Origin of the sequence: Mucilaginibacter psychrotolerans, assembly GCF_004519315.1 — a bacterium.
Taxonomy (GTDB): Bacteria; Bacteroidota; Bacteroidia; order Sphingobacteriales; family Sphingobacteriaceae; genus Mucilaginibacter; species Mucilaginibacter psychrotolerans.
The window spans coordinates 1-16292 of sequence record NZ_SOZE01000030.1 but is presented as its reverse complement, the minus strand read 5'-3'; the positions used below and the strand labels follow the sequence as shown (position 1 = coordinate 16292).

Here is a 16292-nt window from a genome sequence, read left to right as displayed (position 1 = left end):
ATCATCAATTAAATGAAAAAACTTCTACTCGGATGTTTGTGTTTATTGTTTTATACAACACAAATATTTGCACAAAGCCGCACCGTTACCGGTACGGTCACCGCCAGGGAGGACGGCACAACCATACCGGCTGTGTCTGTTTCCGTTAAAGGAACAACCACCGGTACCCAAACCGGTGTTGATGGAAAGTACACCATTAAAGCCGCAGATGGCGACGTCCTGCTATTCTCTTTCTTAGGTTACGATACCCAGTCTGTTGTGGTAAAAGACAACGTTATCAACGTGGTACTTACTTTAAACAGCAAACAACTGGGCGAAGTGGTAGTAACCGGTTTAGGTATTAACAAAGCGAAAAAAACGCTGGGTTACGCACAAACAACCGTAAGGAGCGAAGAAATCAACCGCTCGGCAGCTATAAACCCATTAGGCGGTTTACAGGCTAAAATTGCCGGTGTTAACATCTCCAATGTTTCCGGTAGTTCGGGCGGCTCAACCAAGGTTATCCTGCGCGGTTACACTTCTATCGGCGGCACTAACCAACCATTATATATTATTGACGGTGTGCCCTTGAGCAATGCGCGCAGTGGCTCCAGCGATAACTTCGATTTTGGTAACGGCGCAAACGATATCGACCCTAACCTGATCGATAACATCAGCTTCCTGAAAGGATCGGCAGCGAGTGCTATCTATGGCTCGCGCGGATCTAACGGTGTGGTGATCATCACTACTAAAAAAGGAAAATCGGGCAAGCCGGTAATAGACTTTTCTACTGGTACCACCCTTACCGATGTAGCTTTTGTTTACAAACCGCAGGAAACTTTTGGTCAGGGTTGGGATGCTCATTTTGTATTGGGCGAAAACGGTAACTGGGGCCCTAAGTACGATGGGCAACTACGCCCATGGGGAGCTATTGTTGATAATACGCAACTGTTAAAGCCCTTCTCATTTATTGAAGGCAACGTAAGGAATTCTTTTGATACCGGTATAGAGCTTAACAACAACCTAACCGTTAGCGGTGGTACAGATGCTTCTACTTACCTCATTTCTTACAACAACATCTTCAGCAATGGCATTTTGCCGGGCGATGCAGATAAGTATCAAAGGAACAACTTCTCGTTAAGGGGAACTACTACCTACAAAAACTTCTCGGCCGACGCATCGTTAAACTACGTTGCTAAAAACGGCAACTTTGTGGCAACAGGCCAGGGCCCAACCGGCGTAGGTACTACATTTTACGAAAACGTTTTACAAATACCGGGCGATATCCCTATTAAAGATCTGCGCGATTACAAAAACAAGTATTTCAACGTAGATAACTATTACACCCCGTATGCAGAAAACCCGTACTACAACTTAAACGAGAACGGAAGCAAATCTAAAAGCGACCGCGTGTACGGTAACGTGAATTTAAATTACAAATTTACGCCATGGTTTACTTTGCAGTTACAGCAAAGCGCTGATGTAAATAATTCATCGGCACGTATTTGGTATAATACCAATACCCCTACGCCGGGCAGCTGGGTAGGCGGCGGAAACACCGAAGGACAATCGAGAAAACCCGATGTAGGCAGTGTAGAGGAAAGCAACTTCCAAACGTATGAATACGACACTAAACTACAGGGTATCTTTGTAAAGAAATTCAACTCCAAATTTGATATTAACGGGCTTATAGGGGCCAACTACAACGATCGTGGTGCCCGTACCTTAAGTACTTCTATCGAAGGTTTGGCTATCCCGGGCTTTTACCAGCTCTCTAACAGCGTGAATAAGCCAACCAGTGCAGAGGCCGAAAGCCACCGCCGTTTGGTAGGTTTTTACGCACAGGGTACCCTGGGTTACAGCGATTACCTGTACTTAACCTTAACCGGCCGTAACGATATTACCTCTACCCTGGCTACCGGTAACAACAGTTACTTTTACCCGGCAGCAAATATTTCTTATATCCTGTCGCAGGCACTTGATATCAAGAACTCGGCTGTAAGCTACATTAAATTAAGGGGTAGCTATGGCGAAACCGGTAGCGACACCGACCCTTACAACATCAACAACATATTAACGGCTACCAACGTAGGTTTAGGCTTTGGTAACCTGGCGTTCCCTTTCCAGGGTGTACCGGGTTTCTCTATCAGCAATACGCTTCTTAACCCAGGTTTACGCCCCGAGCGTGTTAAGGAGTTTGAACTGGGTGGCGAATTCAGGTTCCTGAACGACCGCATTGGTTTAGATGTAACCGTGTACCAGCGTACCCGCCAGGACCAGATACTTGCTGTACCTATTGCACCGGGTACCGGCTATACCTCAGAACTGGTCAATTTTGGTTCGGTTCGTAACCGTGGTATCGAGATCGCATTTAACGCAAGCCCGGTAAAGACCACAGGAGTAAGCTGGGATATCTCTTACACCTTCTCTAAAAGCCGCAGCATAGTAACTGCCCTGCCGGATGGTTTGGATAAAGTTATCCTGAATGCCGATGGTTATGGTGGCCAGTTTGTGGCTATTAAAGGCCAGCCTTTAGGTATATTACAGGCACCTGTTCCGCAATACGATCCGCAGGGACACATAGTAGTAGATGGCCAGGGCTATCCTATTACCGCTGCAGAAAACGGCACCTACGGCAATTTTCAGCACGATTTTGTGATGGGCCTGAGCAACAGCGTCCGCGTAAAGAACTTTTTATTGGGCTTTACCTTTGAATGGGATAAAGGCGGCAAATTCTATTCGGGCACGGCCGACTTGCTAAACTTTGTGGGTGCCGATCCGAAAACTACCTACAACGATCGTAACCCCTTTATTGTTCCCAATTCGGTACAGAAGGTTACGGATGGCAGCGGAAACGTTACCTATGTAGAAAACACCACGCCAATAACAGAGGCCAATACCGATGATTACTACTACACCACCTCTAACAAAGCACAGGCATGGTCAAGAACCATCCTCGACAGGAGCTTTATCAAACTAAGGGAGGTTACCCTAAATTACATGCTGCCTAAAACAGTAGCATCTAAAATAGGCGCATCAAAAGCTTCTATAGGTATATATGGCCGTAACCTGCTTACCTGGTTGCCTGCCGGTAACCACGTAGTGGATCCGGAAGTATCTAACTACGGCACCGACCTTGCCAGTGAATACGGTGAGTTCAGGACCGCGCCGCCGTTAAGGTACTATGGCGCTTCACTTAAGGTTACATTTTAAATAAAGCATCATCATGAAGATCAATCATATCAAATTAAAAACATTAGTTGCTATTACTGCCGCCTCGTTTACCTTCGGCTGTAGTAAGATCAATGATATCAATGTTAGCCCCAATAACCCATCTATAGATAAAGCTACGCCACAGGTATTGTTCCCTTCGGCGGTTTTATCAACAGCAGGTAACGTTGGCGGCGAACTGGATATAATCGGCGGTATATGGTCGCAGTATTGGACACAGTCGCCCGCTGCCAACCAGTTTAAAACCATCGATTCGTATAACCTGCAACGCCAGGATTTCAATGGCACCTACAACGGTTTATTCAGCGGAGCACTGCCCGATTATCAGCTTGCTATCAGCAAAGCCAAAGATGCCGGTCAGTTTCCTTTTTACCTGATGGCCACGGTGATGAAAGCCTACACCTACGAGATTTTGGTAGACTTGTACGACCAGGTACCTTATACCGAAGCCTTCCAGGGAGCAGCAAATCTGCAACCCAAATTCGACGATGGCTTCACCATTTATAAAGGCTTACTGGCCGAGATAGATGCAGCCCTGGCTACTAAGTACAACGTTACCCTGATTGCGAACGATGCCAAAGCCGATTTTCTGTTTGGCGGCAATATGGATAACTGGCGCAAATTTGCCAATACGCTTAAGCTGAAAATGTATTTGCGTATGGTTAACACCCATCCGCAGGATGCAGAAGCCGGCGTAAGGGCTTTATATGCAGCACAGGCCGACTTTTTGGATACTGATGCCGGGGTAAACGTTTTTACCGATGCAACAGATCAACGTAACCCTATTTACGCTTATACCGTGTTTAACCTGGGTGCTAACGATTTGCGTGCCAGCAAAACCTTCACCAGCTGGTTAACCGCTAACGACGATCCGCGCATTACCAATTATTTTGGCACTACAGCACCAACCGCTATTGATCAGGGCTACTACAATGCACCACAATCTGCTCAGCCGGGTTATTACAGTGCTACTGCGCCTAAGCTTGCGGCAACAGATCCGGTTTACTTCCTTACCACTGCAGAGTCGTACTTTTTACAGGCCGAAGCCGCTGCACGCTACAATGTAGGCGCAACCGCATCATCGCTGTTCAACGCAGGTGTAAAGGCAGCTTTTGACCAGTATGGTTTAACCGCCCCAACCGGCACGGCTTACACCTACCCCAACGGTACGCTGCAAGCCAACCTACGCGCCATCATTTATCAAAAATGGGCGTCGTATCCAAACTCGCATACTATTGAAGGATTTTTTGACCAGGAGCGTACCGGCTACCCAGAACATAGCCCCGTTTATTCGTTAGATGCTACCTACGTGGCCGGGCAATGGGTTTATTCTAAAAACGGCGTAACCGGTGGCAAGTTTCCAAAACGCCTGGTTTACCCGGATTCTGAAAGAAGCAGGAACGCAAACACCCCTGCCGAAGTGCCCATTACCACACCTGTATGGTGGGGATTACCAAACAATTAACATTAACCATCAAGATCATGAAAAAATATTTAAGTTATATGGTGATGATGCTGGCAGGGGTTTTACTCTTCTCTTGTCAAAAAGAATCATTCAATTACAAAGAGGGCTATGTTGGCGGCTCTAAAATCACTACTTATCCAACCATCACCCTTGCCGGTGGCGATTATATCCTGGTTACTAAAGGCGGTACGTTTACCGATCCGGGCGCAACTGCCAAAGCAGGCGATGCCGATGTACCCGTAACCGCAACTACTGTAGATGTAAATACAGCTGGTGTTTATACCGTAACCTACACGGCAACAAATTCCGACGGCTTTTCTGCAACGGCAAGCAGGCACGTAATTGTTTATGCTACCGATGCAAGTGCACAGGGTAACGACTACTCGGGCAATTACGCCCGTAACACCAACGGTTCGGTAGCCGAGTGGACCAAGCTGGCTCCTGGCGTTTACTCGGTATTTAACCCGGGCGGCGCACCGGGTACCGATTTAACGGTGATTGTTTTTAACCCAACCGGCAAAACCATCTTTATTCCGCAACAAAATGCAAGCGACGGCAGTTCTACCAGTTCTGCTTCAGAATCTACTGTTGCCGGTGCAGGCGGCACGCTTAGCAGCTATAAAATGATCATCGTGAATCCGGGTTATGGTGCTTCGGTAAGAACGTTTAATAAAATTTAATGCAATTGAAATGAAAAAGAGAAATACGATATTTTGCCTGCTGGCTGCTGCGCTTGGCGTGGTAACCTTAAACTCCTGCCAAAAGGATGAAAAAATAGGCGGCACGGCGGTTCAAAACCTATCCGGCGAATTTTGGGTGAAACTGGATGGCGGTGCCGACCCTACCGGAACCTTCGACGATAGCTACTACACCATATCTACCTACAACACTGCTTCCAACAAAGCCGACAGTATGTGGGTTGACGATGGTTTTACTTCGGCAACGGGCAAACCCTTTTGGCAAATAAAAGGTAAGGTAGCTGTGGATGTAAACAGCCGTACCTTTTCGGGCACTAACATTGCCAACCAGGATTACGATAGTAAATTCACCATCCTGAACGGTAAGATTTTGCCAAAAGCGGCTACTGCCCCGGGCACAAAAACCAAAACCGACTCTATTTACATGGAGATACAGTTTGATGATGACCCGGTACCGGGCACTGTACACAAAGTAGGTGGCTACGCGCGCACCCGTTTTGATGCGGACGATCATTACTAAACGTAAACCCGATCAATTAAAAATGCCGGCCCTAAAAAAGCTGGCATTTTTAGTACAGTTAGTTTTGGTGAATATGGCACATTAAGGCTGATTTATTACCGGTAGGTTTGCTGCTAAATTATAATCGTTTGTTGAATTATAAGATCAGTTAATTGAATTACAAAAGGCCATTCACGCGAGGTGAGTGGCCTTTTACTTTTAGCGAGGGGATTAAAGTGGGTGGGGTGTGATCAGGTTTTGTGGGGTATAAGAACTGCAAATGAGCAGTTTGCTTTGAAACCTTTTATGATGCTCTTGCACATAAGTATGCTTGTTGAATTATTGGAATCGTCAGACACTGTTAGTAATTATTTCGTAATTTGGAACTTGCGATCGAAGAATTCGATTCGTCAAATAAAATACTCAACTTTGCAATAATGGATAGTTTATCCTGCAATAAAATAACCTGCTAAAGATGTCCCAAGAAGAATTAAAAGAGGAAGAAAATAATAAGCTTATTGAAATTGAGATAACTGACGAGGATTCAGTAGAAGACATTGATGATATTGTAAGTCCATTTGACCCAAAGGATATAAAAATCATCGTTGAGCCCAAGACAATTGACCATCTGGTGCAGCGTTTAAGGTTTAGTGAAATTGACTTAAATACAGAATTTCAACGTAAAGGGAATCTTTGGAAGGCTGATGCACAAAGTCGTTTAATAGAATCCATCTTATTAAGATTTCCCCTTCCCGCTTTTTATTTCGATGCAGAAGACGATAATAATTGGCTTGTTGTAGATGGATTGCAAAGGATATGGACTATTAAAAATTTCGTGATTAATAGTGAACTCGACGACCCTAACAACAAACCGCTCGAATTGATCGGATTGGACATTTTAACTGATTATAATGCTAAAGGAATTACCTATAACCACTTAACTCGCGCCATGCAGAGGCGAATACTGGAAACTACTATTACTACTTATCTTATACAGCCAGGCACGCCCAAGCAAGTCAAATACAACATTTTCAGAAGGATAAATACTGGGGGGCTGGGCTTAAACTCAATGGAGATACGAAATGCGTTGAATCAAGGTAAACCATCTAATTTTCTTAAGAACCTATCTGAAGACCCCAAATTAAGGGGTCTTCTAAAGGTACAAGATCGGAGGATGGAAGACCGCGAACTATATCTCAGAGCTATTGCCTTCATCAATGGGGAGCATAGTGATTACAAAACTCCATTATCAGGTTTTTTAGATAAGGCCTTAGAAGCACTAGATAAAAAAAGCGATGAGGAATTGCAAAAATTACGAAGCGGGATTATAAAAGCTATTGAAGTACAGCATGCTTTATTTGGGAAAGATATTTTTAGTCGTTCTATTGACAAGAAAAGCAACTTAAAATTAAACAGCGCCTTGTTTGAAGTATGGGTTTCGGAGGTCTATAAATTAACTGAAAACCAACAAACAAAACTCATTAAGAATAAAGACAAATTAGCTTCGAAATACATCGCGCTAATCGCAAATCCTGACTTTTCAAGAGCGGTATCAACTTCAACATCAGGATATTCAGCAGTTCAGTTACGCTTTAATAAAATAAAAGAACTTATAATTAACTACACAAAATGATTACGAGGGTTTTAATGCAAAATTTTAAAGCCTTTAAAGAAGCGGAAATTAATCTGACCGCATTAAATCTCTTTACTGGCTTAAACGGTATGGGTAAATCATCTTTTATTCAATCGTTACTACTGTTAAGGCAATCAGAAATTGAAGGCCATTCGCTATTGGGTGGACTGCGCTTGAAAGGGAACATTATCGACATAGGTAAAGGTAAAGATGCTTATTGTGTGAATGCGACTGAAGATTTTATTAAATTCGAGCTTGACATTGATTATGAGAAAATGATTGATGTATCTTATAAATATATTGCCGAAACGGATGTTTTACCCAGTATTGCCAATCGGATTCTAGTAGATCATCGGGGTGATAAGATGCCGTTACTTACCAAGGGTTTTAAATACTTACGTGCTGAACGCATAGCACCGGAACACAACTACAAAGCAAACTTGTCTGCCGTCCAGCGCGATGGATTCATTGGTTATAAAGGAGAAAATGCGGGATTGTTCATTGCCCTAAATAAGCTCGAACCGGTAGTACTTGATTCTGTCAGACATCCCAATGCTAAATCCAATAATCTCATTGCTAATATTGATGCTTGGATGAATGAAATTACACCGGGCACACACGTAATATCTACTTACTACAATGATCTAGATATTGTAAAACTATCATATCAATTCGAAACGGGATCGGATGTAACACCTGACTTTAGCCCAATAAATGTAGGTTTTGGATTTACCTATTCTTTGCCGATTTTGACTACTATTTTGTCGGCAAAGCGAGGCGACCTTATCATTGTTGAAAATCCCGAATCGCACTTACATCCTCATGGACAAGCTAAAATGGGCGAATTAATAGCAAAAGCAGCAAACGACGGAATTCAATTAATAGTAGAATCCCATTCTGATCATTTACTCAATGGGATACGAATTGCTGTAAAAAATCATGAAGTTGATTTTGAAGAAGTGTCTATCTTTTATTTTGAACGTGATGTTAATAGCAACGAACATGTTACAACAATAGATCAGCCAACATTAGATTCAAATGGCAGACTTAGTCATAAACCAAAGGGATTTTTTGACGAATATTCGAAGCAATTAGATGTGTTAATCAAACCATAATGCCCAATGATTTACATGTTCAATGAACTTTCTTTAAAGAAAGTCGAATCAAAATTCGCCGCTCACTCCTTAATGAAAGTTTTTGTAAATGCTGCGAGTCATGCCTCTGAAAATGGGTTTACAGAAATAAGGCTATTCGAAGGTGCTATACAAACCTTCTATCAAATTCCTCTATACGAAAACTACAATATCGATAATTGGCTAACCGACCAGGACGTTGACGCAGATTTTAAAGACAAGTTTAAGATCATAGTAGGGACGTTTCCACTATTTAAAGACGACGAAATTAATGCCAATGAAGAATTTGCAAGATCAGAATTTAGCCATAATTGTGAAAATACTATTAAACAGGTTTTTGGACTAGGCGCTGCACATATTTATCCTTCTCTTGCAATAAGCCTTTACAGTCACCCATGCTGGAACAATACGGCTATTCCGATCAGTCATTACATTGTTAAACATGATGGAACTGACAATATACTCGAAGTAGAAGCTAAACATTTTTTTAATGAGGTAACTTTTGACGCACATTTGGAGTGGTGGGAAAAGCTGCGAGTAGAAAACCTTAAAAAAAGCCAAGAATTGTGGGACAAGCGTACAGAATTTTTTCCGAACCTCACATTTAGCCCAGAGGTTGAAAACCAATTAAACAGAATGGGGTTTTCCAAGTTCCTATATCAAATAATTGACCGGCTTGATGCGCTAAATTTATTCGCAAAAAATTGGAAAACTGGAAATTTCGATGTCAACGGTGTAAATGAAACAACTAATTTAAATATCTCTTCTGAGTCCGATTCTACATTAAAAAGATTTGGCACATTAAGAAAGTTCACGATACTTGGACGAGGTAAAGAGACTTTTCATCTGCATATCAAAACCGGAGACCTGAGATTTCACTTTTTTGCTGATAATGTAACCCACGCTATTCATGTGGGATATATTGGTAAACATCTTCGCACGGTTTCTTTTAAGTAATACAATCCATTTCGACGCGTATTAACGCCCCCCCTTTTATGGGTCAAAAGACCAACAACGGCATTATGTCCATAATAACAAATTTTTATTAATTTCCCCATCGCAGGCGCCCGCATGCCACGTGTTTGCCATCGCCACGATAAAAAGTCTCTATCCAACAGGCCCTTTCCATCCGAACTAGTTGCTATTCTCTATCACTTACTAAAAGTGTATGAATATATTTTGCCATTGCGAACAAGTTTCAAGGTATCAGATTTGGCACTTTTCGATACACTATCGCCGACTTTTGCAAAAAACTGAAAGTCTGTTTTATTGTCAACAAAATCCGGACTAAATGTGAAGGTCTTACCTCTTACCGTGATATCAACGGCCCCTTTGTGCGGACTGATTTTGCTGATTTGACCGGATATATCCGTGTAATAGAATTGACGGAATTTATTTTCATCATCAATACGTGCAAAATAATCTATCACAATAAATAATAAAATACCGAATCCGTAAAGGATTACCTGGTTTTTGTTAATTTTCATATTATTTATATCGCAAAACGTTGAAGGTATTAGGTACCCATCGCTGACGCACGCGTCAGGCCTGTCCTGACAACCAGGAATACCGATTTATGAAATTTAGATTTCGGCTTATTCCAAATGACCTCAACAAACCTGAATGAACGAGATGTTACAAAAACAGACCGTAGGTTTTCTTCAAACCTGGTTTTATCGTTTTCGCAGATTTTATTAAGTCTCTTATTTGTTTCAAATCGCCTTCTGACACCTTTCCCAACATTCGGCCAGGATCGTTAGCGATAATCTTAGTCAAAAAATCTTTCTTTAATTGATGCAAACTCGAACAATCGACGTGGGAATCATGTGTAAGGTAGTTCCGCCCCTCGGCTGCAAATGCAGGATTGAGCTTTTGGAGTTCTTCGGTCGGGAAAACTTTGATATTTAATTCACTATTGATGTAAATAGTAGCTACGGATACATGGTCGTAAGATTCGCCAACAACAATCAGTCTTTTTTCTTTAGGCGGATTCGTATCAAAAACGTAGGTTAATACAACGGCACCAATCGTAAGGTTATCTGCAGCGAATCGTGCACGCTCCGCCTCACCAAAAGCGTCCGCAAATGAACTCATATCAGTTTAGAAGAAGAATTTTCAGCTTGCAAGCCGATATAAGCGAGCATTTCCTCACTGATACCAGCCGCTTGCGCAATATCTATATAAGACATTTCAATATCCTGGTTTTTTTCCGATTTATCCCAGGCAGCATCGTGCGACTTTTTAACCAGCTCGTCAAACTTCAACTCCTTGTTCTCAGCAATCGACAATTCTAATACTTCTAAATCCGACTCAGAAAGTTCATCCAAATCAGGGTTCTGAAGCGCGGTAACATAAGGCGTTTTACCCTCTCTTGTTACAGCAAATAAACCGCTCCTGCTGGTAGCCTCATCAAATGGCGATATGCCTTTTTCTGCTGCCTTAAATACATCGTAAAGGAAAGAAGGAACAGGGCCAAATTGCATTGCCTGATAAGCGTCGCCCGTAAGCGGCCGACCATATAATTTCAGGTGAAACTGTTCCGCGAAATATAATATCTTAAAAACTTTGTGATAATCTGCTTTGCCTACCCTTTTGAGGACATAGAGCGCAGCATGCACTACTTTGTTTTTATCAGTGATGAATTCGTACATAATATGGTATATACAAATATACAATTTAAATTTTTGCCCGTAAAACAAAATACTAAATTAATTAGCTTACAATACAATGTAACAAGTTATTTATCAAACAATAACACAGATCTCCTACCGGTACTGAGTTGATATTGGAGTTTACAAACTCATCGCAACTTAAATTTCACAAAGGCGGCAGATACCATTTCCGAAGGTAGGAGATAATGCGTAGAGAGCTAATCGTCGCCACGGCAACCCCTTGAGCCGGGTCTTCGCCCAGCCAGCTTCTCAGCGCAAAATATACGATGCCGCCGGCAATGCAGGTTGTTGCATAAAGCTCTTTCACATGGAAAAGCGCGGGGATATGGTTCAGCATGATATCGCGCACCACGCCGCCGAAACAGCCTGTGATGGTCCCCAGCGCTATGCACACGCCCGGACTAAAGCCCATCATCTGGCCTTTATGGATGCCGATGACCGTAAACAGGCCCAGACCCAAAGCATCCAACACCATCAGCGTACGCTGGAAATTGCCCATCCGTTTCCGGAACAGGAGCGCAATGGCCACTGTGGCCAAAATAATGAGCAGTGTGTGGGTATCTTTAAGCCAGGCTACCGGCGTGGCACCGATGAGTACATCTCGTACCGTACCGCCGCCAAGGGCCGTTACAAAGGCAATCACCAGCACGCCGAAGATATCCAGCTTTTTGGCTAATGCCGCGTACACGCCCGACATGGCGAACGCTACCGTTCCCAGTATTTCTATGATGTAAGAAAAGTTTGACAGCGAAACCATATGCGCCGCAAAGGTAAACATTTGCGGGATTTGGTTTTTTCCGCCAGGGACCCGCGCGAGGGAAATCGCTTTTAGGTTTTTAATCCCCTCTTGAGAGGGGGTGGGTGGGATTGAGCAAGAGCCGGGGTGTGTTAGGCTGTGCTTGACGGCTAACACACCCCTCCACCCCTCTGCTCCTCCGCTAAAGCTTCAGCGGCACGCGGTCAAGAGGGGAATCGCACAAGCCCTGGCTCGCATTACTTTTAAACGCTTCCCTAGTGATCCGCCCTGAAACAGCCAGGTAGGGTTGCCCCTATTCTTTCAACAACCTGACTTCGTACACCGGGCCTGCCACCGCGCCGTTTTCAGCGACGATCTTTACCCTCAATGATTGATTATCGGTGTATTTGATATCAGCGGGCAAGGCGTATTCTTCGGTAAAGAACTCATCGGGTTTGGCGTTCTTCAGGTCCACCTTGGCTACTTCGCGGTCGTTGATCATGATAGAGAACTTGTGGTTCCATTCTTTGCCGTAATAAGTGATGCTCAGTTTTTTGGCTTCGTGGTTTTTATCGGTAAGCAAATAGCTGAACCATCCGCCTGCGGCACGCCAGTGGCGGTTAAAATTCACACCGCTAAAACTGCGTTCGCTTTCCATGAAATGGTCAGATTCGGGCTGCTGCTCGCCGGGGTTAACCAAGTCGATTGTTTTGGCGGCCAGGTTTGCTATTTTGGTATCCTCATCGGCCATTTTTTGCTGTAAAGCGGCGAAACCATTGGCAGATTCTTTGCGCCAGTACAGCACATAGCGGGCGTTGTGTATTTTATAAAAGGGCACCAGTTTTAAATTTTTGTATCTGGCGGGATAAATCAGGTCATGCGCCGTAAATGTTAAGGGCGCGCTGTTATCGCTTTTTATCAGCAAAGCATCGTTGTTTGTATCGCTCACAAAAGCCGGCATATCGGTTATTTTGTATAACTCACCCCGCGCCGAATGCCCCATGCGGCTATCATCTGCATTAAGTCCCTGTTCGTTAGCGGTATCCACTACGGCTGCCAATACAATGGGTCCGCGCAGCACGGCTTCGTAGTTAGAACCATCCGGAAGCCTTTCCGTAGTGGTTTGCATGGGCATTGTTACCGCTACCACATCGCCTTTGCGCCATTTCCTGTTTAGCGCTACGTACGAGGATGCCGTTGGCTTAACCAATTGCTTAACGCCATTTACGGTGATGCTTAAGCTACCCTGTTTTACCCAGGCCGGGTACCTGATATTGAGCGTGAAATCGCTTTTTACCACGTTGTTTATTGTTAGCCGGGTGGTATTGCTTTCGGGGAAAGCAGTTACCTGCGTTAAGGCCAGGCCTTTCTCTTTCCATTTCAACTGAGAAGGAATAAACAGGTTTACGAACAGCGCATTTGCCGAGTGGCTGTAAATCATCTTCTCATACTTGGCGTGGTTCTCCATACCCGAGCCTACGCAGCACCACATACTGGTTTCGGGTTGAGAATAAACGCGGTAATGCCCGGGGCGCATGGGCGTAAAATATACAAAGCCGCCCTGACCGGGCCGCTGCGTGGTGAGGATATGGTTGTACAGGGCCCGTTCGTAGTAATCCATATAAAGGCCCTTAGGGTCTGCTAAATACAACTGCTCGGTAAGTTTAAGCATGTTGTAGGTATTGCAGGTTTCGGGGCCTTCAACGCTGGAAATCATGGTAGAGAAATCTGCCGAGGGGTTGAAATGCTCGCGCACGCTATTGCCGCCTGTAGCCACCGAGCGGTGGTTGACCACCGTTTGCCAAAAGAATTTCGCGGCGTTGTTATAGCTGGTATCTTTGCCCAGATCGGCAATGCGTTTAAAACCGATGATCTTAGGTATTTGCGTATTGGCATGCAGGTTATCCAGCTTATCCTGCCCATTCTCGAGCGGTTGTAACATGGCCTGCTGAGAAAAGGCGTACGCCGCATCAAGGTACTTCTTATCGCCGGTGATGCTGTAAACATCGGCAAGCACCTCGTTAACGCCGCCATGTTCGTTCTGCAGCAATCGCTGCATTTGCTCGGGCGTTAAAACTGATGAGATGCCCGTAAACCAATCGGCAAATTTGATGAGCATTGCCTTTGCGGTTTGGTTACCGTTGTACAGATAAGCATCGCGCAGGCCCGCAAACGTCTTGTGGATGTTGTAGAAAGGCACCCATCTTTTATTAAACGTATCGAAATTGCCTTTGCGCACCTCATCCCAAATCTGGCGGCTGCCGGGCACGCCGCCGAGGTAGCCGTCGCCGTTTTTATCCTGGCAAAGCTTTAATTGGGCAATAGTATAATTTAAACGCTCCAAAACCCGCTTATCGTTGGTATTGGCGTATAGCATAGCCAATGCAGAGAGATAATGACCGGCAATGTGCCCATCCAAACCCGAACTTTCCCAGTTGCCATAACTTTCCGACTTTTTGGGCAAACCCGCCTCCCGCCTGAAGGGAGCCACGAGTTTGTCGGGGTTCAATTTCAGGACGTAGTTCAAGTCGGTCAGTTCCTGTTCTTTAAAAATGCCCGGCAAAAGTTTTACATCCTGCAAAGGGAACTCCTGCAGCGTAGCGCCGGTCTGCGCCTTCAGCAAGGCGGGGATTAGCAAAAAGAATAAGCAAAACCGTTTCATATCTCTCATCTATTATAGCATATCTATACGCCGCTATACGCTTATTTTACCAGAAATTTGTAGGTAGTTTTTGTTTGATAGGTTTGGCCCGGCTTTAACAGCGTGCTTGGGAACGTAGGCTGGTTAGGCGAATCGGGGAAATGCTGGGTTTCCAGGCAAAACGCCGAACGGAGCGGGTATGCTGCACCGCCTTTGCCATCGTGTGTTTGGCCGGTTAAGAAGTTGCCGCTGTAAAACTGCAAGCCAGGCTCTGACGTGTAAACCTCCATGGCAATGCCGGTTTTTGTGCTGGAAACGGTTGCTACAGGTGTGGTTGCATTGCTTTTATTAAGCACGAAGTTATGGTCGTAGCCTTTGCCGTTGGCCAATTGCTCGTCGGTAACGTTAATATCCTTGCCGATAGTTTTTGCAGTAAGGAAATCGAAAGGCGTGCCTTTAACGGGTTTAAGCTCTCCTGTGGGGATAAGGGTTTTATTCACCGGCGTAAATGCATCGGCATTTATCTGCAATACGTTATCCAGTATGGTGCTGTCGCCTGCGCCGTTTAAGTTAAAATAGGCGTGGTTGGTCAGGTTCAGTATCGTTTCTTTATCGGTTTTTGCGGTGTAAGCAATTTCGAGGGCGTTATCATCGGTAAGGGTGTACACTACTGTTACAGAAACAGTGCCCGGGTAACCTCCTTCGCCATCTGCCGAGGTGTATTCCAGACTAAGCGTTTGCCCATTTTGAGAAGCCGTGAATACCTGCCCGAAGAAACCTTTTGAACCACCATGCAGCGTATTGACCCCATCGTTCAAATCGGCCTGGTAAGCTTTGCCTGCAACCGTGAACTTGCCGTTGGCAATGCGGTTGCCATACCTGCCGATGATGGCACCAAAGTATGGCTCACCTTTTTTTTGATAGTCTTTTAAGTTCTGATAGCCTAATACTACATCGGTAAGTTTGCCGCTTTTATCGGGCACCAATAAACTAACAATGCGCCCGCCGTAATTGGTTATGCTAACGCTTGCGCCATTTTTGTTGACCAGTTTGTACAGCTTTACGCTTTTGCCGTTGATAGTGGTATCGAAACTAGCAGTGTCGATACTGAGCGTTGCCGTGCTTGAATCTTTGGCCGATTTATCGGCAGATTGCGGACCGGCGCAGCTAACAGCTATGCATGTTGCAAGCCCGGCTAAAATGAGTGCGGAATTCCTTAAATTCATCATATAGGTTATTGTAGCATGCGCAGCATTACAGTAGCGTACGCAATTGTTTATAATTGGCCAGGCGCATAGGGCACCTTAACTTTGGTTAATTAATCCCAAATATGAAAAATTTATTTTAATTGTAAAATAAACACTTAATATAATTTTTGTTACCATTATGTTGCGTGGTGTAACTACATCATGCAATTAGGGCAAGGGCTAATAAATACCCCAGGCAGGGCCAACATCAATAAGTGTACAGATACCACTTATTACTAACCTGAGTTCGATTAATCAAAAGGCGGCCATCTGATTAGAATAGGTCGATTGATAAGAGATGGACGGTTTTTTAGGAAAAAATGAGTATGCGATTAATCCAGCCACGATATTAGCGATA

General features: G+C 44.3%; 13 protein-coding genes and 1 pseudogene. 7 read left to right on the top strand and 7 right to left on the bottom strand.

Annotated elements, in window-relative coordinates; genetic code table 11:
* Positions 1-12 precede the first annotated feature (12 nt).
* From E2R66_RS21905 to E2R66_RS21875, 7 genes are all read left to right on the top strand, one after another.
* Positions 13-3192 (top strand): SusC/RagA family TonB-linked outer membrane protein, encoded by a 3180-nt coding sequence (locus E2R66_RS21905; protein ID WP_133234805.1) that lies wholly within the window; start codon positions 13-15, stop codon positions 3190-3192.
* Positions 3193-3205: 13 nt separating this feature from the next.
* Positions 3206-4675, top strand: coding sequence for a SusD/RagB family nutrient-binding outer membrane lipoprotein (locus E2R66_RS21900; protein ID WP_133234802.1), 1470 nt, complete (start codon positions 3206-3208; stop codon positions 4673-4675).
* A 17-nt stretch (positions 4676-4692) separates the two neighbouring features.
* A complete protein-coding gene (locus E2R66_RS21895; protein WP_158288477.1) occupies positions 4693-5355 on the top strand; it encodes a DUF5011 domain-containing protein in 663 nt (220 codons plus the stop codon).
* A gap of 10 nt (positions 5356-5365) precedes the next feature.
* The gene (locus E2R66_RS21890) at positions 5366-5893 is read left to right on the top strand and encodes a lipid-binding protein (protein ID WP_133234796.1); all 528 of its coding nucleotides are present in this window, start codon (positions 5366-5368) and stop codon (positions 5891-5893) included.
* A gap of 454 nt (positions 5894-6347) precedes the next feature.
* Positions 6348-7505 carry a DUF262 domain-containing protein gene (locus tag E2R66_RS21885; protein ID WP_133234793.1) on the top strand — a complete coding sequence of 386 codons (1158 nt, stop codon included), beginning with the start codon at positions 6348-6350 and terminating at the stop codon, positions 7503-7505.
* Positions 7502-8620, top strand: a complete 1119-nt coding sequence (locus tag E2R66_RS21880; RefSeq protein WP_133234791.1) for an AAA family ATPase — start codon at positions 7502-7504, stop codon at positions 8618-8620. The genes E2R66_RS21885 and E2R66_RS21880 overlap by 4 nt, the downstream gene beginning before the upstream one ends.
* 15 nt (positions 8621-8635) lie before the next feature.
* Entirely contained in the window at positions 8636-9595 is a 960-nt protein-coding gene (locus E2R66_RS21875; protein ID WP_133234788.1) for a hypothetical protein, read from the top strand.
* A 194-nt stretch (positions 9596-9789) separates the two neighbouring features.
* Here the strand turns inward: E2R66_RS21875 and E2R66_RS21870 are convergent, their stop codons facing one another.
* The 7 genes and pseudogenes from E2R66_RS21870 to E2R66_RS29405 form a co-directional block, all read right to left on the bottom strand.
* Positions 9790-10125: a hypothetical protein gene (locus tag E2R66_RS21870; protein WP_133234785.1), complete on the bottom strand. Its 336-nt coding sequence runs from the start codon at positions 10123-10125 to the stop codon at positions 9790-9792.
* Positions 10126-10273: 148 nt separating this feature from the next.
* Positions 10274-10732, bottom strand: a complete 459-nt coding sequence (locus tag E2R66_RS21865; protein ID WP_133234782.1) for a hypothetical protein — start codon at positions 10730-10732, stop codon at positions 10274-10276.
* A complete protein-coding gene (locus tag E2R66_RS21860; protein ID WP_133234779.1) occupies positions 10729-11289 on the bottom strand; it encodes a Panacea domain-containing protein in 561 nt (186 codons plus the stop codon). The genes E2R66_RS21865 and E2R66_RS21860 overlap by 4 nt, the downstream gene beginning before the upstream one ends.
* A gap of 166 nt (positions 11290-11455) precedes the next feature.
* On the bottom strand, positions 11456-12088 hold the full coding sequence (locus tag E2R66_RS21855) for a trimeric intracellular cation channel family protein (protein ID WP_240049434.1): 633 nt from the start codon (positions 12086-12088) through the stop codon (positions 11456-11458).
* A 271-nt stretch (positions 12089-12359) separates the two neighbouring features.
* Complete coding sequence (locus tag E2R66_RS21850; protein ID WP_204985976.1) at positions 12360-14708, bottom strand: glycoside hydrolase family 127 protein; 2349 nt, start codon at positions 14706-14708, stop codon at positions 12360-12362.
* 41 nt (positions 14709-14749) lie between these two features.
* Positions 14750-15916, bottom strand: coding sequence for an aldose epimerase family protein (locus E2R66_RS21845; protein ID WP_133234773.1), 1167 nt, complete (start codon positions 15914-15916; stop codon positions 14750-14752).
* A gap of 273 nt (positions 15917-16189) precedes the next feature.
* Positions 16190-16292 (bottom strand): annotated as a pseudogene (locus E2R66_RS29405) (IS982 family transposase); the annotation flags it as partial.

Excerpts from the sequence above, each read along its gene's own strand:
- E2R66_RS21855 (WP_240049434.1), bottom strand. The coding sequence starts at position 12,088 with ATGTTTACCTTTGCGGCGCATATGGTTTCGCTGTCAAACTTTTCTTAC.
- E2R66_RS21865 (WP_133234782.1), bottom strand. The coding sequence starts at position 10,732 with ATGAGTTCATTTGCGGACGCTTTTGGTGAGGCGGAGCGTGCACGATTC.
- E2R66_RS21905 (WP_133234805.1), top strand. The coding sequence starts at position 13 with ATGAAAAAACTTCTACTCGGATGTTTGTGTTTATTGTTTTATACAACA.
- E2R66_RS21880 (WP_133234791.1), top strand. The coding sequence starts at position 7,502 with ATGATTACGAGGGTTTTAATGCAAAATTTTAAAGCCTTTAAAGAAGCG.
- E2R66_RS21845 (WP_133234773.1), bottom strand. The coding sequence starts at position 15,916 with ATGATGAATTTAAGGAATTCCGCACTCATTTTAGCCGGGCTTGCAACA.
- E2R66_RS21875 (WP_133234788.1), top strand. The coding sequence starts at position 8,636 with ATGTTCAATGAACTTTCTTTAAAGAAAGTCGAATCAAAATTCGCCGCT.
- E2R66_RS21885 (WP_133234793.1), top strand. The coding sequence starts at position 6,348 with ATGTCCCAAGAAGAATTAAAAGAGGAAGAAAATAATAAGCTTATTGAA.
- E2R66_RS21900 (WP_133234802.1), top strand. The coding sequence starts at position 3,206 with ATGAAGATCAATCATATCAAATTAAAAACATTAGTTGCTATTACTGCC.
- E2R66_RS21870 (WP_133234785.1), bottom strand. The coding sequence starts at position 10,125 with ATGAAAATTAACAAAAACCAGGTAATCCTTTACGGATTCGGTATTTTA.
- E2R66_RS21895 (WP_158288477.1), top strand. The coding sequence starts at position 4,693 with ATGAAAAAATATTTAAGTTATATGGTGATGATGCTGGCAGGGGTTTTA.
- E2R66_RS21850 (WP_204985976.1), bottom strand. The coding sequence starts at position 14,708 with ATGAAACGGTTTTGCTTATTCTTTTTGCTAATCCCCGCCTTGCTGAAG.
- E2R66_RS21890 (WP_133234796.1), top strand. The coding sequence starts at position 5,366 with ATGAAAAAGAGAAATACGATATTTTGCCTGCTGGCTGCTGCGCTTGGC.
- E2R66_RS21860 (WP_133234779.1), bottom strand. The coding sequence starts at position 11,289 with ATGTACGAATTCATCACTGATAAAAACAAAGTAGTGCATGCTGCGCTC.